We start from the raw sequence: 22,207 nt of genomic DNA, 5'->3' as shown, positions 1-22,207 counted from the left end.
ACTCACGAGCCCGGAAGCATGCCTTCCGGAATCACCTTGCGCAGGTCAAAGTAGATGACCATGACCATCAACATGATGATCAAAACGAATCCAACTTGATTGACTCGCTCTTTGAGAGTCAACGACAGATCGCGCCGGAAGACGCTTTCAACCAAGAGAATCGCGATCTGGCCGCCATCCAGGACCGGCACCGGCATCAGATTCAGAATGGCAATGCTGATGCTGATCAGGCCCATGAGGTACAGCAGATTGCGGAAGCCCGAGCGAGCCGCCGCACCACTGAGAGCCGCGATCTGGATCGGTCCAGAGAGCGCGCTCTTGGCGGCGAGCTGACCCGAGAAAATCTTGCCCAGAACCGAGAACGTCTGCAAAGTCACGTCCCAGTTGAACCGACAGCTCTGCACGACGGCCTCGAGCGGTCCATAGCGCTGAAACGAGGTCGACGCCAGGCTAACGCCGATCCAACCTCGCCCGTCGCTTTCCCGAGGCACGACCTCCAGCTTCAGAGCTCCGCTTCCGCGCAGAACCTCGATCTCGATCGGTACGCCCGGCCGCTTTGACAGGTAGTCGACGAAGTCTCGCTGCCCGCTCAGAGGGCGGCCGTCGACAGTGCGAATCTCATCGCCCACCAGCAGTCCAGCCGCTTCGGCAGGGTCTCCCGGAAAGAGCCCGGCCACGCGGGGCAGCATCTCCGGAAACACACCGGCGTCGCCGAACTCATATTTCGGGACCGTATCCGGCACAACCGTCGTGGTCAGCTCTTCATCCGCTCTCTGGAATCCGAGTTCGATCGGCTTGCCCGGAGAGGTCAGAATCGCGAAACGGACTTCCTCCCACCGCTTCACGGGTTTCTCGCCGATGGCGGTGATCACATCCCCCGGCGCCAATCCGGCCCGATCGGCCGGCGAATCGGGTCGCACGCTACCGACTATCGAAGGCAGATCCGGCGGTGCCGCGACCTCGATTCCGACCATGAACACCACCGCGACCAGAAAGATCGCGAGCAGAATATTCATCGCCGGTCCGGCCAGATAGACCACGATGCGCTGCCAGCGAGGCTTGTTCAGAAACTCGCTCGGGTCATCCCCGACCTCGCTCGGATCCTCACCACTCAGCTGTACGTAGCCGCCCAGGGGAAAAACCGAGACCCGGTAGTCCGTACCGCCGCGATTGAACCCCCACAGGCGCTTGCCGAAGCCGAGTGAGAAAACATGGGCATGGACGCGAAAAAGCTTGGCCGCCAGTAGGTGACCGGCTTCGTGAACAAAGATGATCACCCCAAGGGCGAAAATAAACGCAGCCGAATTGATCAAGAGCGTCGTCATGGATTGCTTGGCCTCGCAGACGTCCGCGAAGGCCGCCCATCATACACCGCCTCCGGCTGCCCGTCAGGGCCCGGCCGGGTGGAAGAGGCGACAGATCAACTCCAGAACCGGCGCCGCCACGATCAGCGAATCCAGGCGGTCAAGCATGCCGCCATGTCCCGGTAGAAGCGCTCCTGAGTCTTTGACCCCGGCTGCTCGCTTGAACATCGACTCGAAGAGATCGCCAAGCTGACCCGCGACCGAAATCGCGGCGCCCGCTAAGAGCCACAGCGGCTCAAGTGCCCCGGTTCGCAACCACGACCAGAGACCGGCGGCCAGCAATCCCAGCAGCAATCCACCCCAGGCTCCCTCCCAGCTCTTGTTCGGGCTCACCGTCGGCGCCAGCTTCCGCCTCCCCCACTTGCTGCCGACCAGAAAAGCCCCGGTGTCTGTCAGCCAGACGGTGGCGAGCAGCAGAACGACCAGCCAGGGATCTCGCGCCCGCAGTTGATCGAACGCCGCAATCGGAAGCGCCACGTAGACCGTACCGAATCCCAGAAACGACGCAGCCAGGCCTCGCTCGCGGATCTTGCCCTTGGACTGAAGCCCTGCCAGAGAGGCTCCCAGCGTCACCAGCAGAGCCAGCAAGAGAAGGCGCAAGCTGGCTTCCAGATCGGCAAACCGACCGATGGCAGGCTCCACCAGAAGTAGCGTCGCCAGTAGAACGAAGGCCGGTAGAAGGGAGACTGCCCGGCTGGCACCCGTTGCTCGGCTCAGACGCGCAAGTTCGACAGCGGCGATTAGGCACAGCACCGCCGCCACGGCCAAGAAACCCTCTCGTGGGAGAAGAAACAGCGCCGCCAGCGCCAACGGTGCGCCAATCGCCGCCGTTAGGACGCGCGCCATCGTAGTGCTTGACGGCTATCCGGACCGGTTGTTGCGAACGTCCCGGTCCGAGTCTTCGAGCAGCGCGCCAAAACGCCGGGCGCGGGATTGAAAGTCGAGGATCGCTTCAAACAGCTGGGCGCGTCGAAAGTCCGGCCAGAGAGTCTTGGTCACGTAGATCTCCGTGTACGAGATCTGCCAGAGCAAGAAATTGCTGATGCGCATTTCACCGGAGGTTCGGATCAGGAGATCGGGGTCTGGTAGGCCGGCGGTATAGAGGTAGCGGCCAAGCGTTTCCTCGTCGATATCGGTGCCCTTGCCCTGCGCCCAATCGGAGACAATCTGCCGGCAGGCGTCGACGATCTCGGAGCGGCCCGAGTAATTGAGAGCGATGTTGAGCTGCAGACCGGCGCAGTCCTCGGTCTCCCTCTCGGCACGCTCGATCAGCGACACGACCGATGGATCGAGCTCACGCCAGCGACCGAGGACCTTGAGGCGAATGTCGTTCTTGACCAGGCTGGCCATCTCCTTGAGCAGGTACTCCTTGAGAAGGTTCATCAAGGTCCAAACCTCGTAGCGGGGCCGTTTCCAGTTCTCGACCGAGAACGCGTAGAGGGTCAGAACGTCGAGACCCAGCTGTGCCGAGGCTTCGATCGTGTCGCGCACCGAAGCGACACCGGCACGATGGCCTTCGACCCGGGGCAGGCCGCGGCTCTGTGCCCAGCGGCCGTTGCCGTCCATGATGACGGCAACGTGCCGAGGCAAGGCGCCCAGGTCCAGTTTGCGCGCCAAAAGGTCGTCAGCAGAACCCGGTTCCGCCAGCTGTACTAGCTTCTTCATCTCCGCAAGAGCTCACTCGCTGAAGCGGTTAATCTAGCACAAACAGACCACTATTCGGCTGGGGTCGAGGGGTAGCGGACCTTCTCCAGAACCAGTCCCTGAGGCGGTGCGGTCGGGCCGGCCGCCGAGCGCGGTGCCCCCGCCAGCAGCTTCAGGAACTCGGTCGGACTCCTCCTGGCTCGCCCGACTTCCAGCAACGTTCCGACCAGGGACCGGACCATCCCCCGCAAAAAGCCGTCGCCTTCGACCTCGAAGATCAAATCGCCACCGTCGCTCTCGCGCAACGCCGCTCGCATGATGCGCCGATGGGGATCCTTGTGGGCGCCCCCGGCGAGCGCAAACGCGGTGAAATCGTGCCGGCCCACGAGCCCCGCCAGGGCCTCTCGCATCGGTTCGACCCGAATCCTGGGGTCGACCTGCGCCGCAAAGACGCTGTCGAGCGGTGACAGCACACGGGTCGGCACCATCCTGTAGGTGTAGACCTTGCTGATCGCGCTGTTGCGGGCGTGGAAGCCCTCGGCCATCCGGCGAGCCTCCAGGATGCGTATGTCCGGTGGAAGATGGCGATTCGTACCGTGGACAAAGGCCGCGTCTGGAAGATCACTCCCGACCGAACGATCCGGCCCTCCTGGGTAGCGGCCGATGTGGGCCACTTGACCGCGGGCGTGGACTCCGGCATCCGTGCGGCCGGCACCGATCACCCGAACTCTCTCGCCGAGGACTGCCTCGAGCGCTTCTTCCAGGCGCTGCTGAATCGTGACGCCGTTCGGTTGCCGCTGCCAGCCGGAGTATCGGGTGCCCCGATAAGCCACGGTCAAGCAGCGAACCATCGTCTCTCCAGTCCCCTGGCCACGGCGTACGGTCCCCAGCACGCCAGAAAGACCCACGGCAGCAGAGGGATCTCGGTGAATTGCGGAATGTAGGACAGAAACGCCGAGCAGCACAAGACCAGCCAGGCCAAGTGGCCCCGAATCGCCGCGAACGGCAACAGCCACAGTAAATACCAGGGATACACGGTGGCCGAACAGAGCAGGACGACCTCGAACACCGAGCCCGTTGCGACAATCACGTCCGGCTGGCGCCAGGCCAAGATGACGAGAACCAAGAACACCCCGGCCAAGAGCAGGCGGGCGTGCGTCCGGGAGTGGTTGTGAGGGTAGAAGCGATTCCAGAACTGATGATCCCCGGTTCTGGTCTTCTGCCGGTCGAGCGCTCGACCCACATAGCCTCGGGAATCGGCCTCCTCCAGACCGCGCCACAGCGGCTCGTACAACGGCCCATTGAACTCCCACGAGCCGCCAAAGCGGAGATAGCCGCCCGGGACGCCGCCGCTGGCGGCGACCACGGGTCCGAACGCCGCTCCGAGTGCGAGGGCCGAAACTCCGGCAAACAGCCAGCGGCGCGGGCTGAAGCGCAGCCAGACCGGGTAAGCAACCAAGGGTACGATCTTCACCAGCACGCCGGCTGCCGCCGCGGCGGCGACCGTAGCGGTGCCTCGGCGAGCGATCAGAGCCCATACCGCCACGACCACGGCACATACACCCAAAGCATCGACATGCCCCATGGCGGCGATCTCGAGCGTCGCCAGGGGATTCCAGGCATACCAGATCGCCGCGCTGCCGTCGCCGTTGCGCAGAGCGGCGATCTTGAAAAGAAAGACGCAAGCCGTAAGGTCCGCCGCAATCAAAACCAGCTTCCAGAGAAGGATTGGCCAGGGAAACCTGGCCGCTATACTAAAGAGCGTCAAGGCCAGCGGCGGATAGACGGTGGCTACGTCGCGATGTGGCAGCGTCTTCCAAAGGTCGTCTCGCATGGTGACGAGCTCCGGAGCATCCGGCGACAGCTCATACGGATTGAAACCGGCGCCAGCAACCCTCCCGTCCCAGATATATCGAAACACATCGTCGGACAGCGTCGGCGGCAGCGGCAGCATGAAGAGGCGCAGCCCGGCCGCAATCAGAAGGACCACATGCAACGAAGGAACCGGCCGCCAGCGGCGAGCCCACGCCATGACGGCCAGCCCCAAAGCGAACCAGAGCAGAGTGGCCGGAAGATTAGTCGCGAGATCCCAAGTCGCGAGCAGGCCCAAATGGGGCAAGAGCAATACCAGGTAACGTGTTCGCCCGGCCCGGGTAGGCAACTTCAAACCCGACAGCCCGGAAGAGCTCCTGAAAGGATCTCCGAGAGGATCCAACCATGACCGCTGACCTTGTGCTGGTTCTTTACTACTTGACGCTCGGAGTACTGGCCGTGTTTGGCGGACATCGAATGGTCCTCCTGATCCTCTACTATCGTACACGGCACCGAGCCCCGGCCCGTCCGGAAGAACCCGCCGAGTGGCCGGTGGTCACCGTTCAACTACCTCTCTACAACGAGATGTACGTCGCCGAGCGCTTGATTCGCGCGGTCGGTGCACTCGACTATCCCCGCGATCGCTTTCACATCCAAGTTCTGGACGATTCGACTGACGAAACTTCAGAGATCGTCGCCCGAGCCGTCGAGGAACAGCGCGAGCAAGGCGTTTCCATCGTGCACGTCCAGCGAAGCGATCGAACGGGGTTCAAGGCCGGCGCTCTTGAACACGGCCTGGCGATGGCGCCAGGCGACCTGATCACAATTTTCGACGCCGATTTCGTACCCCACTCGACCTACCTTCGCGAGATCGTTCCCTATCTCGCAGACCCGGAAACCGGTGCCGGCCTCGGCATGGTGCAGGCCTGCTGGGAGCATCTCAACCGCGAGTACTCACTACTGACGCGAATTCAGGCGATATTCTTGGACGGTCACTTTCTGGTAGAACACGCCGCCCGCAACCGAAGTGGCTGCTTCTTCAACTTCAACGGCACCGCCGGAATCTGGAGAAAACAGGCCATTCTCGACGCCGGCGGCTGGCAACACGATACGTTGACCGAGGACCTCGATCTGTCCTATCGGGCTCAACTCGCCGGCTGGCGATTCCTGTTCGTGCCGGAGCTCAAAGTGGCCGCGGAGCTGCCGGTGGATGTCAACGCGTTCAAGCGCCAGCAGTTCAGATGGGCCAAGGGCTCGATCCAAACCGCTCGCAAGCTCCTGCCGCGAATCCTGAGAGCTCGGATCGCCCTGAGAGTCAAGGCCGAGGCGCTGATTCATCTGACCAATAACCTGAGCTACCTGTTGATGGTCGTGCTGTCGCTTCTCGTCTTTCCGGCGATGGTGTTCAGGCGGGGCGCTCCCTCCTCGACTCTGCTGCTCATCGACCTACCGCTGTTCTTGTGCGCCACGCTGTCCGTGCTGGCGTTCTACGCCACCAGCCAGCTCTCCGGGAGGCAGGGTGGGGGCAAACGCCTCAAGCATCTGGCTCCCCTGATGGGTCTGGGCATCGGGCTCGCCATCAACAACTCACGCGCTGTGCTGGAAGGTCTGTCGAGGAAGGTAGGCGTCTTCGAGCGCACCCCGAAATACAGGATCGAAGACCGTCGTGACGACTGGCGCGGCAAGAAGTACAAGGTTCGAACCAACCTCGCCACTACGATCGAGGGCATCCTGGCTGTCTGGTTTGCGGTGGTCTTCGTTCTGGCCTGGCAATGGGGAATGTGGCTGTCTTTGCCTTTTCTGTATCTTTTTCTTCAGGGTTATTGCTACATCTACGCTCTGTCGCTATTTTCAGGAGGTCTCGGCGGCTCGTTCCGAGCGCCTAAGGCGGTTGCCGCTACCCCGGTCGATGCGGGTTCCTGATGCATCCGGAGCGAATTCAAGACAAGCCCAACTCGGTCACGATCAGGCCGGTTCGGGCCTCCGACGCGGCGTTGCTCGATCGATGGCGACTCGAGCCGAGCGTGCGCGAGCATCAACCGCTGTCCGATGCCTCCGCGGCGCAGCTACTCGCGGATCTGAACCGCCAACGAAGCGACGACCTCTATTCGTCGCGCGGCCAGAGATTCCAGTGGCTGGTACTCGACGAGCTTCAACCGGCGGGTTGGATCACGCTGGTGATCATCAATTGGAGCCACGGGCTCGCCGAGATCGGATACGCGCTTTCGACCGAGTTCCAGCGCCGAGGGCTCATGGCCGAAGCCCTCCGGATCCTGCTGGCCGACCTCTTCGAGCACACCACCATTCGACGCGTCGAGGCGCGCTGCGCGATAAGCAATCGAGCGTCGCAGCGAGTCCTCGATGCCGTGGGCTTCGAGCGCGAAGGTCGGCTACGTGGCTACTTCGTGCTCCGCGGGCAGGAGATAGACAACTATCTCTATGCGATTCTGAAAGACGACCGGCGACCGGGGCGACTGAGCGTCGGCTTATGAAAGGCCGGCCGCGTGCGCCTCGGAGCGAGCCTCTCTTCGCTGGCGCAGAGGCGGCACCGGCGGCCTCTATCGGTGCGGTTCAAATCGGTGTACGGAGGTCGACCGCTACACAAAACCGCTTGCCGGCTTCGACGCTCGTCGGTTTGAGGCAAAGCTCTGCTAGAGGTACTCCAGGCTCGCGTACTTGGCCACCAGCTTCCGCTTGCCAACCCGGTCGAAGTAGACCGTGAGCTTGCCGCTGTCGCCCTCGCCCTCGCTTTCGAGCACGACGCCGTCACCCAAAGTCGGATGACGCACACGACGGCCTCGCGATAAGCCTCGCGACCCGGAAGAGGGGTCCGGCGAGCTTGGCTGAGTGCGCCCAAAGAAACTGTAAACGCCGCTGGTCCGGGCGTTGGCAAAGAGATCCGGGCTGTCCGAGATCGTGAGACATTCCTCCGGAATCTCGACAATGAAGCGCGACTGCTCCTGGTCCTGGTAGCGACCCGCAATCCTACGTCGGCGGCAGCAGGTCAGGAAAAGCGTCTTCTGTGCTCGCGTCATGCCGACGTACAAGAGACGGCGTTCCTCTTCGACGTCTTCCTCTCCACCGAGCGCGTTGAAGTGAGGCAGGAGCCCCTCTTCCAGCCCGGCGACAATCACGGTCGGGAACTCCAGCCCCTTGGCACTGTGAAGCGTCATGACCGAGACCCCCCGATCGGACTGCCAGCCATCAATATCGGAGACCAGAGACGCGTGATCCAAGAAGGCTCCCAGGAGATCCTCTTCCTCGTGTCTCTTCTCCTCGACGAACTCATGAACCGCGGTCACGAACTCGCGGATATTCTCGAGCTTGGCCTGGGACTCCTGATCCTCTTTGCGGTAGAGGTCGACATACCCGGTCTCCTCGAGGATCTTTTCCAGAAGCTCGGGCAGGGCGAGATGCTTGGAGTCCTCGGCAAGTCGCAGAATCAAATCACGAAAGCCATTCAGAGCCTTGGCACTGCGGCGCGGGAACCGCCCCGGCTCGAGATGCAGTAGGGCGTCCCAGAGGGTCGAGGAAGTCGAGCTCTGACTTTGCTCGAGAAGGTCTCGAGTGGCTTTGCCGATTCCCCGAGGCGGCTGATTGATGATTCTGCTCAGCGAGTAATCGTCTTGCGGATTGCGCAGCAGTCGCAGATAGGCGACTAGATCCTTGATCTCGGCGCGCTCATAGAATCGCAGTCCGCCAACCAGCACATAGGGGATCCGCCGATCGAGCAAGCGTTCCTCGATCGCGCGCGTCTGGGCGTTGGTGCGAACCAACACCGCCATCTCGCTCCAGCGCCGCTTGTCGCGCAAGAGCTCGAGCGTATTCGCGATCCAGCGGGCCTCGTCCTGTTCGTCGCCAGCACGGTAGAGCTCGACCGGATCGCCGGAGCCGGAGTCCGTCCACAGCGTCTTGCCTCGGCGGCGTCTGTTGTTCTCCACCACGGCACCGGCCGCAGAGAGGATGTTCTGTGTGGAGCGATAGTTGCGTTCGAGCTTTCTCACCGCCGGATCGTCGAAGTACTTCTCGAAATCCAGCACGTTGTCCAGGTCCGCGCCGCGCCAGCGGTAGATTCCCTGATCTTCGTCTCCGACCGCGGTCAGGTTTCCCTTCGCTCCTACCAGCTCCAGCACGAGACGCATCTGCGCGTGATTGGTGTCCTGAAACTCGTCGACCATCAGGTAGTGAATCTGACTGTGCAGGCGCTCCTTGATATCCGGATTGTCGGCCAGCAGGGCGACCGCGAGTCGAATCATGTCGTCGAAGTCGACTCCCCCGCCGCGCTGCAGAAGTCCCTGGTAACTGCGGTACAGAATCGCCACCTTCTGATCGAAGAAGCTGCCTGCCTGGGACTCGAACATCGACGGATCAAGGAGGCGATTCTTGGCCGAGCCGATGGCGGCCAGGACGCTACGTGGCGGGTACGAAGAGTCCGCGAGCCCTTCGTTCTTCAACGCTTTCTTGACCATGGAGATTTGGTCGTCGCGATCGAAGATGAGAAACCCCGGCTTCAAGCCGACGCGCTCGCCGTAGCGCCTCAACAGGCGCAACGAGAATCCGTGAAACGTACCCACGAAGGTGGGCAGAGGCCGAAACTGCACGAGACCCTCGACGCGCTCGCGCATCTCGGCCGCAGCCTTGTTGGTAAAGGTCACGGCCACGATCGCGGACGGATCGATTCCCAGCTGCGTCACCAGCCAGGCGACACGATGAGTTATGACTCGGGTCTTGCCGGAACCGGCACCCGCCAGCACCAGCTGTGGGCCCTCACCGTGGGTAACCGCTTCGAGCTGCTGCGCGTTGAGATCGCGTTCCAGATCCAAGGCTTATTCCACAGTTACGCTCTTGGCCAGGTTGCGCGGCTGGTCGACGTCAGCCCCCCTGCGCACTGCCGTGAAGTAGGCGAACAGCTGCAGGGGAACGACATTGACGACGGGCTGCAGCAGCTCGGAAACCCTGGGCACCTGAAGCACCTCGTCCGCAGCGTCCGCTACCTCCCCCGGATCCCGATCGGTGAGCGCAATGACGATCCCGTCTCGGGCACGGACTTCCTGCATGTTCCCGCGCATCTTGTCGAATACGCGTTCACCGGTGGCGAGAGCCACGACCGGCAACCTGCGATCGATCAAAGCGATCGGACCGTGTTTCATTTCGCCCGCGGGGTAGCCCTCGGCGTGAATGTAGGAGATCTCCTTGAGCTTCAGCGCTCCCTCGAGAGCGATCGGATAGTTGATGCCGCGACCGATGTAGAGGAAATCCTGGGCCTCGAAGTAGCGGCGGGCAAGCACTTCGTAGTTATCGACACTGGTCAGCATCTCGCCCACCGCTCCGGGCAGGTGAGCCAGGTCGACGAGAATCTCGGGTGTCAGTTTCAGCCCGATCTGCTGACGCAGGTAGAGCCCGAGCAGGTAGAGAGCAATGAGTTGCGTGGTAAAGGCCTTGGTCGACGCTACGCCGATCTCGGGACCGGCATGCGTGTAAATCACGCCGTCGGAGAGCCGGGTCGTCTGACTACCGACGACGTTGCATATCGACAAGAGTCGGGCCCCTCGCTCACTCGCCGCCTCCATCGCCGACACCGTATCCGCGGTTTCTCCCGACTGCGAGATGCCAACGGCGAGATCGCCCGCGGACACCAGCGGTTTTCGATACCGGTACTCGGACCCGTAGTCGACCTCCACCGGAATCCCCACCAGCTCTTCAATCAGAAACTTTCCAACCAAGGCCGCGTGCCAGGACGTGCCGCAGGCCAGTAGATGAATTCGGTGGGCCGCTTCGACATCGGCCGCGGAAAGCTCAAGGGTGTCGAAGCCGACGGTGCACTGTTCGAAGTCAACGCGCCCCGCGAAGGTGTCTTGAATCGCCTGCGGCTGATCGTGGATCTCCTTGAGCATGAAGTGCTTGAAGCCGCCCTTCTCCGCCTGAATCGGATCCCAACTCAGACGCACGACCGGGCGCTCTACCCGGGTGGGGCCGTCGGACCAGACCGTAACCGTCTCGGGCAGCAGGCGCGCCACATCGCCGTTCTCCAGTAACACGACATCGCGGGTGTAGGCCAACAGCGCGGACGGATCCGAGGCCAGGAAGTTCTCACCTTGCCCAAGACCCAGTACCAACGGGGGACCGTTGCGTGCAGCGACGATCTCAGCCTGTGACGATTCGCGGGAGATCACGGCGAACGCGTACATTCCTTCGAGCTCGGCTACGGACTTGTGTACGGCCTCGAGCAGGTCACCCTCGAAATGCGAGCTCACCAGGTTGGCGATGACCTCGGTGTCCGTGTCCGAGATGAACTCCCAACCCTCGGTCCGAAGACGAGTCTTGAGCTCGAGAAAATTCTCGATGATGCCATTGTGGATCAGCGCCAGTCGTCCTTTACCGTCGCTCAACGGATGGGCATTGCGCTCGTTGGGCACACCATGCGTCGCCCAGCGCGTGTGGCCAAGGCCATAAGAGCCAACGAGGCCGGAACCCTCGAGCTTCGAAGCCAGTCGATCCAACTTGCCTTCGGCCTTTATCGTCTCCAACTCGCCGTTGTTGCGCACGACCACCCCGGCGGAATCGTAGCCCCGGTATTCGAGCCTGCGCAGGCCGTCAACGAGCAGCGGCACGACTTCCCTGTCACCCAGGTACCCGACGATTCCGCACATCAGTCCGTCTGTCTCCTTCGCTTCTTGCGATCGGCCCAGGCCTCGAGGTTCTTCTGCCGGGCCCGCCCGACGCCCAGAGCGCCGTCGGGGACGTCGGTCGTGATCACCGAGCCGGCGGCTGTCGTGGCTCGCTCTCCGACGCGCACCGGCGCCACCAACATGGTATCGCTGCCGACGAAGGCCTCGGATCCGATCTCGGTTCTGTACTTGTTCTCACCGTCGTAGTTGCAGGTCACGGTACCCGCTCCGATATTCGCACGATCGCCGACCTCGGCATCACCCAGATAAGTGAGATGTCCGGCCTTGACGCCGGTTCCGAGCTGGGAGTTCTTGACTTCGACGAAGTTACCGATGCGGTTGCCGACACCGAGCCGGGCGCCGGGACGCAGACGCGCGAAGGGACCAACGCGACTGTCATCACCGATCTCCGCCTCCTCGACCACCGTCATCGGACCGACCTCCACACCGTCTCCAACGATCGCGTCTCGAATCCAGGAACCCGAGTGAATCGTCGAACCGGCGCCGATCACGGTGCCTCCCCCAAGATAGACCTCCGGATGGATCACGCTATCGCGTCCGATCCGGACCTCCGCCTCGACCACGGTGCGGGCGGGCTCGAGAATGGTCACGCCCTCTGTCATGAGCTGCGCACACTTGCGATCCAGGAGCACCCTGTGAACGCGTGCGAGGTCCGAGCGATCATTGACCCCGAGTGCCTCGTCCGAGTCGTCGAGAGAAAACAGCTCGACCTTCGTGCCGGCATCGGCCGCCGAGGTAAACGCATCGGTCAGGTAGAGCTCGCCCTGTGCATTGGCCGGCTCCAACCGACTCAGACGGGGGCCGATCTGCGAGGAGGGCACGACGTAGATACCCGCGTTGACCGACCGAACCGCCAGCTCTTCGGCGGTCGCGTCCACCGACTCGACGATGCGCGACAAGCGACCCTCGGCGTCCGCGATGACCCGGCCCAGCGAGCCGGGGGAAGCGAGATCGGCGACCGCAAGCGCCCAGCCGGTCCCGGCCGCGTCGAGCAGAGCCTCCAGGGTTGCGCCCCGAACCAGCGGAACGTCGCCCGAGAGCACCAACAGGCGCGCCGGTGTATCGAGATGGGCCACGGCGCGCGCAAGCGCGTCGCCGGTCCCCTTCTGCTCGACCTGCTCGACGAAATCGAGCTCGATATCGCCGTCGAAATCTCGGTACGCCGCTCTGACTCGCTCGGCCCGATGACCGACCACCAGAAGGACCTTGCGGCAGCCTGCCGCTCGGGCCCCCCGGATCACCCAATCAAGCAGGGGTCTCCCGGCCGCCCGGTGCAGGACCTTGGGCTCCACCGAACGCATTCGGGTGCCCTGGCCGGCGGCGAGAATCACCGCGACCGTCGGCGCGGGTTCTTGCGGTCGTTTACTCATGAATCAGGAGACGCGACGTTCAAATTGCCGTTCGCGGACCAATTGGAGCACAGCTTGGCGCAGTTTGGCTGGATCATGCCGAATGAAATCACCTTCCTCGGCGAGATCGGCCAGCACCAGGCGCGGCAGATCGCTTCCCCAGGGCAGGGTCTCGACCGCCCGCACCGGCTCCGCACCCGCCTGCTTGTAGCGCTTCAGCAGAGTCTCCGGATGCTCGCCTCGATGAGCCAACACCAGATCCACCAGATCATTACCACCGAGCCGTCGCAAAGCCTCGAGATGGGTCATCGCGTCCATTCCGTCGGTCTCGCCCGGCTGCGTCATCAGATTGAGGACCAGCGCGATTCCGGCCCGGCTTTCGCCCAGGGCTTCGGCGATTCCCGAAATCAGCAGATTCGGGAGAATCGAGGTGTAGAGGGAGCCCGGCCCCAGCAGGATCAGATCGGCCTCCGCGATGGCTCTGACCGCTGCCGGAAACGGCGCCACCCGAGCCGGTTCGAGACCGATCTCCTCGAGTGCCTCGCCTGAGAGGCCGATCGCCGATTCACCTTCGTACACCTTGCCCGAGACTCCCCGGGCTCTCAGGCGCACGTCGCTCAGGGTTGCCGGGAGAATACGTCCACGCACGGAGAGGATCGACTCGGCGGTGAGAATCGCCTGCGAAAAATCACCGGTGATTCCGGTCAAGGCGGTCAGAAAGAGGTTGCCGAAGGAATGGCCGGCAAGCCCCTCTCCCATCGCGAATCGATACTGGAAGAGCTTGGCAACGAGGTCTTCGTCGTCCGCCAACGCCACCAGGCAGTTTCTGATGTCACCGGGCGCGGGCACTCCGAACTCGCGTCGCAAACGGCCCGAAGAGCCGCCGTCGTCGCTGACCGTCACGATCGCGGTCAGGTCTCCGATCTCGTTGCCGACCTCGGGTTTGAGAGCCCTCAGCAGAACGGCCAAGCCCGTGCCACCGCCCACGGCCACAATCCGCGGAGGCTCTCTGCGTTCAGTTGGCGACAAAGAGTGAGGAGTAATCGGGATCGCTCCGCAACGACTCGAAATCCTCATCGCGAGCGGCTACCACTCGATTTCGGCCGTTGGCTTCAATCGCCTTGCCCAGAAGCTCGCCGGCCTTCGCGTGATCCCCCTGCACGGCGTGAATCGCGGCCGCAAGATAGGCAAAGCGTTCATCCTTCGAGGCTCTACCACCACCCGAGCAGATTCGGAGCGCCTCATCGAGCTCCCCTCGATTCCGCAAGAACACGGCCTCCAGAAAGGGATCGACCGCCTGCTTGCTCGTCGAAGCCAGGCGTTCCTCGCACACATTCAGGAAGCGGCGAGCCTGTTCGCCCAAAGACGACAAGTCGGTCTCCCGTCTTACCTGCTCCAGCATCTTCGCTGCCTCGCGCCACTTCTTTTGATAGGTCGCCTTGACCGCCCGCTCGAACAGCTTGACATTGGGATCTTCGGCCAGGTTCGGCGCCACGACCATGTCGAGCGCGGCCAATCCGAGCTCGGTGAGCTTCGTCTCCACAGTGGCGGTGTCCGTCTTGAACCGCTCGGCAAGTTCCGCAAGCCGGCGCTTCGCGGCGTATCGCTTCATGTAGGTTATCTCTGTGGGCTTCCAACGCTTCGCCATGACTCTCCCAATACTGCTAGCGTTTTCTCAACTCGACGAGGATCTGCTTCGCGACCGCCTTGAGCGTGTCGAAAACGCCTACGCCCTGCGGCGCGATCGCTTCAAACGTCGGCTCGCGCTTGTAGTTGAGCATGCGGTACATCTCGTCCACCGGCATGGCGTTGGGGAGATCTCGCTTGTTGAACTGAAGCGCCGAAGGAACTTCCTTCAGGTCGAAACCGTGGTCACGCAGGTTGGACTCGAGGTTGCGAATCGACTCTACATTCGCCTCCATCCGCTCTCGCTGGCTGTCGGCAACGAAAATGACGCCGTCCACGCCCTTCAAGATCAGTTTTCGACTGGCGTCGTAGAAAACCTGACCGGGCACCGTATAGAGATGAAAGCGGGTGGTGAACCCACGAATCGAGCCCAAGTCGAGCGGCAGAAAATCAAAAAACAGAGTTCGGTCCGCCTCCGTCGCCAGAGAGATCATCTTGCCCTTTCGATCGGGCGCGGTCTTGTTGTAGATGTACTGCAGGTTGGTCGTCTTACCGCCGAGACCCGGTCCGTAATAAACGATCTTGCAGTTGATCTCCTTGGCCGCGTAGTTGATGAAGGTCATAGCTCAACTACTCGCTGAAGAGTGCGTCGATGTCCTCGTCGGTGATCTCGGAAAACGGGCTCGGTTCCTTGACGCCGACCTCGGGCTCGCTCTTGAGGTCCATCTCATCGAAGACCTTCTTCAGCTCGACGCTGGCCCGCTTGACTCTCAAACGCACCAACCCCAGAGAGGAACGCTCGTCGAAGATCACCAGCAGAATCGCACGCCGCGCGACGATCGAGATATGGATGTGATCGCGCTGCCCTTCGTGAAACAGAACGGAGAACTCTCGCTCGCCGATGAGCTTGGCCAGACCGTCGGTGGCCGCGACGTTGCCGGCGGTTAGCGAAGCCAGGGACGTCGAGTCGAATTCCTCGGTCTCACCGGCAGCCGCAATGTGCTGGCCGTTCTTGTCGATCAAGAAGACCGCCTTGCCGTTGGCGTCGTGCTTGAGACGCTTCAGCGCGTCCTCGAGCCGGCGAAACTCTGCCTCGAAAACTTCTTGCATAATCTGTGTTTGACCGGAATCCAGGTTGAACGGAGCTTGAACGACGCCGCGAAAAAATATCACAACGCCCGCAAGGCGTCTCAAACGCTTGATGGTACGGTATTTGTGCCTGCAGGAAAAGGTCATTCGCCGCCTCCAGTCGAGTCCCTCCGATGCGCGCACTGATACCTCCGAGATCCACCTCAGACCGGGATCTTGATTTCGCGCGGCTCGGCGCCGAATCCTGGGATCTACTGGTCATCGGCGGCGGCATTACCGGGACGGCCGTGGCCCGCGACGCCGCCCTGCGTGGACTCAAGACCGCCCTTGTAGAACAGGGGGATTTCGCCTTCGGAACCTCCAGCCGGTCGTCGCGATTGGTTCATGGAGGGCTGCGCTACCTGGCCAATTTCGACTTCTCCTTGGTCCGCGAAGGGCTGGTCGAGCGCCGGCGTCTCCTGGAAGCCGCTCCGGGGCTGGTGCGGCCGGTCCGCTTCATCTACCCCGTCTATCGGGGCGATCCGGATCGGCTCTGGAAGGTACATATGGGCGTGCGGCTCTATGATGCCCTGTCGCTCGGCTACGGCCTGGGAGATACCAAGCGCCTCAATCGCGACCGCCTTCTGAGCTCGATCCCGGGTCTTCGGCGCGACGGTCTTCAGGGTGCCGTATCGTACTTCGATGCCGCCACTCACGATACCCGGCTGACCTTGGCCGTAGCTCGCTCCGCCAGGAACGCGGCCGCCATTCTGGTGCCGCGCTGCCGCGCCCTCGGGCTGACAGGCACTGAGGACCGCACCCGGGGCGCGAGGATTCGAGACCTTCTCTCGGGGCATGAGATCGAGATCCGTTCCAAAGCCACCGCACTGTGCTGCGGCCCCTGGCAAACGCTCTACCCACCCGCCACCATCGAGCTTCGCACCGCTCGCGGCACTCACATCTCCGTCAAGAACCGGCGCATACCCTTGGACGGCTACATCGCGCTGCGCTCGCCTCGCGACGGACGGCTCGCCTTCGCCATGCCCATCGGTCACTACATCGTCTTTGGAACCACCGACGACGACGATCGCACGGAGCCTGGACTGGTTCGACCAACCGCTCGAGATACCGAGTACCTCCTCGAGCTCGCCAATCACGCATTTCCGGCCGTGGACGTAGCCGCCGAAGACATCACCGGAGCCTGGGCCGGCTTGAGACCTCTGGTCGCGGAAGGGACCGGCGAGGACGCCGACGCGTTGTCGCGCAGGCACCAGATTGTCGCCGGTCCGCCTGGGCTCTGGATTCTCACCGGGGGCAAGCTCACGACCCACCGAAGAATGGCTGAAGATCTCGTCGACAAAATCGTTCCGGCTCTCGCCGAGCTGGGATCGGAGGCCGGAGAGTGCGCCACGACCCAAAGCAAGCTCTTCGCCGGTAGTCTCGATGCCGGCCGGCGGCGGCTCGAAGCACGCGGAGTCTCGGCTGGAGCCGTGGACTCGGCAATCGCGCTCTATGGCGACAGCGTCGAAGAGCTGGCCGAGTTCCTCCCGGAAGCTCCGACCGAGAACCCCGAATCCGACTTTCGGCGGGCCCAGATCGCCATGGCTGTCAAGAGGGAGTCGGCACTCTCGCTCGACGACCTGATGCTCAGGCGCCTCGAACCCGGGCCACTCGACCTCAAGCACTGCTGGCGCGAGGCGCCGGCCGCCGCCCGGGAGTTCGGATCGCACCTCGGCTGGACCGGTCAGGACATCGAGCAGGCTGCCGCCGAGCTGCGCGATGGCATCGCCCGCGACCTCAGCGCCGCCTCGATTCCGCTACCCAGCTGACTCAAGCGCTCTTGCGGTCGTTGGCTCGTTTGGCCGTGCGCTTTGCAGGGCGCTTTCGCGACCGGCCGCCACCGACTAGCCCGGTGACGACATAAGTACCCGCGCGCGGGTCCTTCTTGAGGGCGATCAACTTGTTCTTTTCCGCGTCCTCGAGCAGGTCGGAAAAGGACGAGTAGCCATAGTAGCTCTCGCTGAACGCGGGACGCTTTCTCTGCATCGTCTGCTTGACCATCGAGCCCCAGAGCACGTCCTTGTTCTCTCGTTGCAGCGCCTTGATCGAATCCACCATGAGCGCGAACGCCTCGGCGCTCTTTTCCGGCACGCCCGACACCGCCGACAGCTTCTCGCCCTGGCGACTCTCCCGGTAGATGTCCTCGTAGAAGAGGAACTCGTCGCAGTTGTCGATCAGCAGGTTGGCCGACGAGTTCTTGACTCCGACCCCGATCACGATCTTGTTGTTCTCTTTGAGCTTGGTCACCAGGGGTGTGAAGTCGCTGTCGCCCGAAAGAAAAACGAAGGTGTCAATGTGCTCCTTGGCGTGGGAGACGTCCATCGCGTCAACGGCCATCTTGATATCGGCCGAGTTCTTTCCCGAATAGCGTCGCTTGGGAATGTCGATGAGCTCGATACCGGCCTCGTGGAACTCGCGCTTGAAGTCGCGGTAGTTTTCCCAGTCGGCGTAAGCCTTTTTTACGATGATCTTGCCTTTCTCCACCAGCCGCTCGAGCACCAGATTGATGCTGAATTTCTTGATATCCGAGTCACGCACTCCGAGCGCAATATTCTCTAGATCGCAAAAGAGCGCGATCGTCTGTTCGTCATTCACAGGTTGTTCCTTTGCTTAGTTCTTCTGATCCGTCTCACGGGTTCACGGCCCGGTGCCGTCGATTCCCAGGGCTGTCTTGTATTGGAAGAAGAGAGGAGAGCCGGGACCCGAACCCTTCGGCTCCTAATCCTAGCACCCTTCGCTCAAGTTCGAGTGCAGCTAGCTATTCTGCCCCGCGGGCAGCCGCTCCGAGGCCAGGCGCATCCAATCCCGGAATCCCTTGAGATCGCGGCGTTCGACGAGGTCCTGGAGGTGCCCGACCGCGCGGCTCAACCGGGACACCGCGGCTCCAGAGTAGGGGTTGTCCGCCTGGATCTCCAGGTAGACCTCCGGACTCTCGCGCACCAGGCTCGCCGCCAGGTTCTCGAGCGCTCGATCGGTGGTGCTGTGGAGGGCCACGTCAGCGGGCCGGCTTTCGATTCGAGCTCCGGCGAAGGCCAGGGTGGCGGCGTGTGCCAGGGTCAGCATGTCGGCCATCAGGCGATCGTGCTCATCGAGCCCCACTCTGACGATGCGCGCGGATGTGGGTGCGAACAAATCGATCACGAAGCCCTCAGCTTCAAGGTCGCCCGTATGGCAGAGAACGACGTCGGAACCGCGTAGCACGGAGGTGGCGGGGCCGAATAGCGGGTGGAACGAGGCCACCCGCGCGCCCTTGCCTTGCAGCTCGCCAATGGCCTCGATCAGAGGTGTCTTGATGCTCGCCATGTCGCAGATCACTCCCGAGAACGACTTCTCCGACCACTCGCGATAAAGCCCGGCGGTTTGACCCGGCGGCGCCGCCGAAACCACAAGGTCCGCGTCGGGGAGCCGATTCTGCACCTCCTGATCGAAGCCTCCCGGGGCCGCCGGATCGAGCACTTCGACCTGGAATTCCTGGGCGCCGAGAAAATTCACCATCCAGCGCCCCATGCGACCGGCACCTCCCGCTACGACCGCGGTCTTGCCCTTGCCCGTGGCCACGGAGCGAAGGCGCCGAGCTTCCTGCTCGGTTACCGAAGCGGACATCAGCGTCGAGAGCAGCTCCTCGGCCAGAATCGGATCCATGTCCGATGCCACCGCGAGCCGCCTGCCCCGCTCGAGCACTTTGCGTTCCTGGCGGTAGTCGACCGTCGGCAGATCTCGTGCCATCTTGATCTCGGCGACTTCCCTTGCCAACCTGATCCGTTCCGCGACGTTTTCGAGGATTGCCTGGTCGAGCTCCTGGATTCGACGTCTGGCGCTTTCAAGATCCACCGCAGTCTCCTTTCCGTCGGGGACACAATACGTAATCTCCGGAAGAGCGCAACTCTCAGCGAGTGTAAGCCGCAGGCTCGGGCTCCGGCGACGATTGATACGATCCGGCCCCGGATGTCTGAGACCATCGCCCTTCTCGTCAGCGGCGCCTCAGGAATGAGCCTTCCCCGAGCGCTGCTCGGCAACCTGGTTCGGCACCCCGATGTGGAACGGGTTCACCTCGTGGTCTCGGCCGGCGCCAGCCAGGTCTTGAAGCACGAGCTGGGCCGGGACAAGACCGGCGTCGAAGATCTCATCGACGCGGCTCGGCTCGCAGAGAAGGCCCGCGAGCGCATCACGGTGCACCGCGACAGCGAGCTCGACGCCGCCATCGCCTCGGGCTCGTATCGACTCTCGGGCACAGCCGTCGTGCCCTGCAGCGCCGGCACCCTCGGAGCCCTGGCCACCGGCTCGGCGCGAACGCTGGTTCACCGCGTCGGGGCGATAGCGCTCAAGGAGCACTGGCCGCTGGTGCTGGGTTTTCGCGAAACCCCGCTTTCGATCGTCCACCTCGAGAACCTGCGACGCCTTGCCTATGCCGGCGCGATCATCCTGCCGCCCTTGCCCGCCTTTTACATCGGCGGTGACTCTATGGAGCGGTTTCTGGATCACTACAGCTTGCGGGTCATGGATCGGCTCGGGCTGCGCTCCGTCGACTCCAAAGAGCTTCGCTGGCCGACATCGGGATAGAGTCACGCCGGTGCTGCCTCTCCGGGAGCCATCAGTAGATGGAGAGGCTCCCTCCGAGGCCCGATATACTCCGAATCCCGAGGAACGGGTTTCTCGCGCGCCATGAGCCTCTCCACAGCCGACATTCGACCCGAGCGCTTTCCCGAGCCGCTGCAAGAGATCGCCGCCAAAGTGCGCGCCGGCCAGAGGCTCGACGAGGCCGACGCCCTACTCTGCCTGACGACGCCGGACGTGCTCCATCTTGGCCGGCTGGCGAACGCAGTCCGCCGTGGGCTCCACGGCAACATCGCTTATTTCAACGTCAACCGGCACATCAACCCGACCAACATCTGCGTCTACACCTACGACTGCAAGTTCTGCGGTTTCGCGGCGCTTCCCGGCGAAGACCACGCCTGGGAGATGTCGCATGAGGACGTCTATGAGCACGCAGCCAAACAGGGTGGCGACTCGGTGACCGAGTTTCACATCGTCGGCGGCCTGCACCCGGACCTGTCGCTCGACTGGTATTGCGAGATGCTGCGCGGCCTGAAGGAGCGCTTTCCGAGCGTGCACCTCAAGGCCTTCACCGCGATCGAGATCGGATGGTTTGCCCAGCACGAGAGAATCCCCATCGCGGAGGTACTCGAGCGGCTCCGGGCCGCGGGTCTGGGCTCGCTGCCGGGAGGCGGCGCCGAGATCTTCCACGACGACGTCCGTGAGGAGATCTGCAACGGAAAACTAGACGCGGGCGAATGGATCGAGGTTCACCGCATTGCTCACCGCATGGGTATTCGCAGCAACTGCACGATGCTCTACGGGCACGTCGAGAAGCCCGAGCACAAGGTCGACCATCTGATGCGCCTACGCGAGCTTCAAGACGAGACCGGTGGCTTCAACTGCTTCATACCCCTCGCCTACCACCCGGAAAACAACTACATGGGCTTGAAGTACCACACCACCGGTACCGAGGATCTGAGGCACCTCGCGACCTCCCGGTTGATTCTCGACAACATCCCCCATCTCAAGGCTTACTGGATCATGATCTCGCCCAAGCTTGCTCAGGTTGCACTTTCGTTTGGCGCCGACGACATCGACGGCACGGTGGTCGAAGAGACGATTTACCACATGGCGGGCGCTGAGACCGATGAGCACCTCTCTCGCACCGAGCTCGAGCGCATCGTGCGCGAGGCGGGATACAAGCCCATAGAGCGCGACACCCTCTATCAACCCGTACTTCGCCCGACGGCCGCCAGCGCGTGACCGAGTCACTTCCCGTCCACTACATCGCGGTCGATGGTCCCATCGGGGTGGGCAAGACGACCCTGGTCGAGCTCCTGGCCCAGCGCTTCGACGGAGTCAAGCTCCTCGAGGACGTCGAGAACCCGTTCCTGCCGTCGTTCTACGAGGATCGGCCGGGAGCCGCTTTCCAGACCGAGCTCTACTTCCTGCTGTCCCGGTTCAAGCAACAGCAGGACGTGGCCCAGCGCGAGCTCTTCGATCGACTGATGGTGGCCGACTACACCTTCCCCAAGAACCGGATCTTCGCCTATCTGAACCTGTCAGACGACGAGCTCATGCTCTTCGACAAGCTCTACACGCTGCTCGAACCGCAGCTCGCGGTGCCCGACCTGGTCATCTACCTGGTCGCCAACCTCGATACCTGCATGGGCCGCATCGACAGGCGCCGTCGTGACTTCGAGCGCGACATGTCCACCGACTACATGACCGAGCTCATCGATGCCTACAATCACTACTACCACTACTACAACCGCTCGCCGCTTCTAGTCGTTGACACACGTAACCTCAACTTCGCCAAACAGCCCGAGCACTTCGAAGACCTGATCCAGCGCATCTCCCAGCCGCTCAAGGGCACGCACTACTACCAGCCCCTGGGCGGCTGACACCGGGCTTTTCAGGCTCGACGCCTCCAACTCGGGCTCCTCGAGCTTCATCCCCCCCGGCGTGTCGCAGCGGCTGCAGAAGCCGCCGTTGGTGCCGTTGGTGAGCTTCAACACCGCGCCGTGAAAGGCGTTGAAGACCGGACTCATCTGGGAAT

Annotated in this window: 20 protein-coding genes; 6 read left to right on the top strand and 14 right to left on the bottom strand. The window is 62.7% G+C overall.

Going from position 1 to position 22,207, the window contains the following annotated elements; translation table 11 throughout:
- Positions 1-2: 2 nt before the first annotated feature.
- The 5 genes from rseP to GY769_08970 all read right to left on the bottom strand — a co-directional run bounded on the left by rseP (position 3) and on the right by GY769_08970 (position 5,175).
- Positions 3-1,325, bottom strand: a complete 1,323-nt coding sequence (gene rseP, locus GY769_08990) for an RIP metalloprotease RseP (protein ID MCP4202056.1) — start codon at positions 1,323-1,325, stop codon at positions 3-5.
- A gap of 63 nt (positions 1,326-1,388) precedes the next feature.
- Positions 1,389-2,210 carry a phosphatidate cytidylyltransferase gene (locus GY769_08985; GenBank protein MCP4202055.1) on the bottom strand — a complete coding sequence of 274 codons (822 nt, stop codon included), beginning with the start codon at positions 2,208-2,210 and terminating at the stop codon, positions 1,389-1,391.
- A 15-nt stretch (positions 2,211-2,225) separates the two neighbouring features.
- Positions 2,226-3,029 carry an isoprenyl transferase gene (locus tag GY769_08980; GenBank protein ID MCP4202054.1) on the bottom strand — a complete coding sequence of 268 codons (804 nt, stop codon included), beginning with the start codon at positions 3,027-3,029 and terminating at the stop codon, positions 2,226-2,228.
- Positions 3,030-3,079: 50 nt separating this feature from the next.
- Complete coding sequence (truA, locus tag GY769_08975) at positions 3,080-3,859, bottom strand: tRNA pseudouridine(38-40) synthase TruA (GenBank protein ID MCP4202053.1); 780 nt, start codon at positions 3,857-3,859, stop codon at positions 3,080-3,082.
- Positions 3,844-5,175: a hypothetical protein gene (locus GY769_08970; GenBank protein MCP4202052.1), complete on the bottom strand. Its 1,332-nt coding sequence runs from the start codon at positions 5,173-5,175 to the stop codon at positions 3,844-3,846. The genes truA and GY769_08970 overlap by 16 nt, the downstream gene beginning before the upstream one ends.
- Before the next feature lie 50 nt (positions 5,176-5,225).
- On the opposite strand from GY769_08970, the gene GY769_08965 reads away from it, so the two are divergent.
- Both GY769_08965 and GY769_08960 read left to right on the top strand, forming a co-directional pair.
- A complete protein-coding gene (locus tag GY769_08965; protein ID MCP4202051.1) occupies positions 5,226-6,743 on the top strand; it encodes a glycosyltransferase in 1,518 nt (505 codons plus the stop codon).
- A complete protein-coding gene (locus tag GY769_08960; protein MCP4202050.1) occupies positions 6,743-7,312 on the top strand; it encodes a GNAT family N-acetyltransferase in 570 nt (189 codons plus the stop codon). The genes GY769_08965 and GY769_08960 overlap by 1 nt, the downstream gene beginning before the upstream one ends.
- A gap of 159 nt (positions 7,313-7,471) precedes the next feature.
- Here GY769_08960 and GY769_08955 read toward each other — a convergent pair whose 3' ends face one another.
- Genes GY769_08955 through GY769_08925 form a run of 7 tightly spaced genes read right to left on the bottom strand, consistent with a single transcriptional unit; the run spans position 7,472 to position 15,594 of the window.
- On the bottom strand, positions 7,472-9,643 hold the full coding sequence (locus tag GY769_08955; protein ID MCP4202049.1) for a UvrD-helicase domain-containing protein: 2,172 nt from the start codon (positions 9,641-9,643) through the stop codon (positions 7,472-7,474).
- 3 nt (positions 9,644-9,646) lie between these two features.
- Positions 9,647-11,470, bottom strand: a complete 1,824-nt coding sequence (glmS, locus tag GY769_08950; GenBank protein MCP4202048.1) for a glutamine--fructose-6-phosphate transaminase (isomerizing) — start codon at positions 11,468-11,470, stop codon at positions 9,647-9,649.
- Entirely contained in the window at positions 11,470-12,879 is a 1,410-nt protein-coding gene (gene glmU, locus GY769_08945; GenBank protein MCP4202047.1) for a UDP-N-acetylglucosamine diphosphorylase/glucosamine-1-phosphate N-acetyltransferase, read from the bottom strand. Before glmU ends, glmS begins: the two co-directional genes overlap by 1 nt.
- 3 nt (positions 12,880-12,882) lie before the next feature.
- Positions 12,883-13,845: a uridine diphosphate-N-acetylglucosamine-binding protein YvcK gene (yvcK, locus tag GY769_08940; protein ID MCP4202046.1), complete on the bottom strand. Its 963-nt coding sequence runs from the start codon at positions 13,843-13,845 to the stop codon at positions 12,883-12,885.
- 28 nt (positions 13,846-13,873) lie between these two features.
- Positions 13,874-14,506, bottom strand: coding sequence for a hypothetical protein (locus GY769_08935; protein MCP4202045.1), 633 nt, complete (start codon positions 14,504-14,506; stop codon positions 13,874-13,876).
- Positions 14,507-14,522: 16 nt separating this feature from the next.
- The gene (locus GY769_08930) at positions 14,523-15,107 is read right to left on the bottom strand and encodes a GTPase domain-containing protein (protein ID MCP4202044.1); all 585 of its coding nucleotides are present in this window, start codon (positions 15,105-15,107) and stop codon (positions 14,523-14,525) included.
- Positions 15,108-15,114: 7 nt separating this feature from the next.
- Positions 15,115-15,594: a roadblock/LC7 domain-containing protein gene (locus GY769_08925; GenBank protein MCP4202043.1), complete on the bottom strand. Its 480-nt coding sequence runs from the start codon at positions 15,592-15,594 to the stop codon at positions 15,115-15,117.
- Between the two features lie 152 nt (positions 15,595-15,746).
- Here GY769_08925 and GY769_08920 point away from each other — a divergent pair, with 152 nt between their 5' ends.
- Positions 15,747-17,381, top strand: coding sequence for a glycerol-3-phosphate dehydrogenase/oxidase (locus GY769_08920; protein MCP4202042.1), 1,635 nt, complete (start codon positions 15,747-15,749; stop codon positions 17,379-17,381).
- A 1-nt stretch (position 17,382) separates the two neighbouring features.
- Here GY769_08920 and GY769_08915 read toward each other — a convergent pair whose 3' ends face one another.
- Complete coding sequence (locus GY769_08915; protein ID MCP4202041.1) at positions 17,383-18,207, bottom strand: NYN domain-containing protein; 825 nt, start codon at positions 18,205-18,207, stop codon at positions 17,383-17,385.
- 159 nt (positions 18,208-18,366) lie between these two features.
- A complete protein-coding gene (locus tag GY769_08910) occupies positions 18,367-19,443 on the bottom strand; it encodes a prephenate dehydrogenase/arogenate dehydrogenase family protein (GenBank protein MCP4202040.1) in 1,077 nt (358 codons plus the stop codon).
- 114 nt (positions 19,444-19,557) lie between these two features.
- Between GY769_08910 and GY769_08905 the strand changes: the two genes are divergently transcribed.
- From GY769_08905 to GY769_08895, 3 genes are all read left to right on the top strand, one after another.
- On the top strand, positions 19,558-20,172 hold the full coding sequence (locus GY769_08905) for a UbiX family flavin prenyltransferase (GenBank protein ID MCP4202039.1): 615 nt from the start codon (positions 19,558-19,560) through the stop codon (positions 20,170-20,172).
- A 102-nt stretch (positions 20,173-20,274) separates the two neighbouring features.
- Positions 20,275-21,411, top strand: a complete 1,137-nt coding sequence (gene mqnE, locus GY769_08900) for an aminofutalosine synthase MqnE (GenBank protein ID MCP4202038.1) — start codon at positions 20,275-20,277, stop codon at positions 21,409-21,411.
- Positions 21,408-22,052: a deoxynucleoside kinase gene (locus tag GY769_08895; protein ID MCP4202037.1), complete on the top strand. Its 645-nt coding sequence runs from the start codon at positions 21,408-21,410 to the stop codon at positions 22,050-22,052. The genes mqnE and GY769_08895 overlap by 4 nt, the downstream gene beginning before the upstream one ends.
- Positions 22,053-22,207: the final 155 nt, after the last annotated feature.

The sequence above is a fragment of the bacterium genome (assembly GCA_024224155.1).
Lineage (GTDB): Bacteria > Acidobacteriota > Thermoanaerobaculia > Multivoradales > JAHEKO01 > CALZIK01.
The sequence above is the reverse complement of the archived record's forward strand: the minus strand, read 5'-3'. Positions and strand labels throughout refer to the sequence as shown.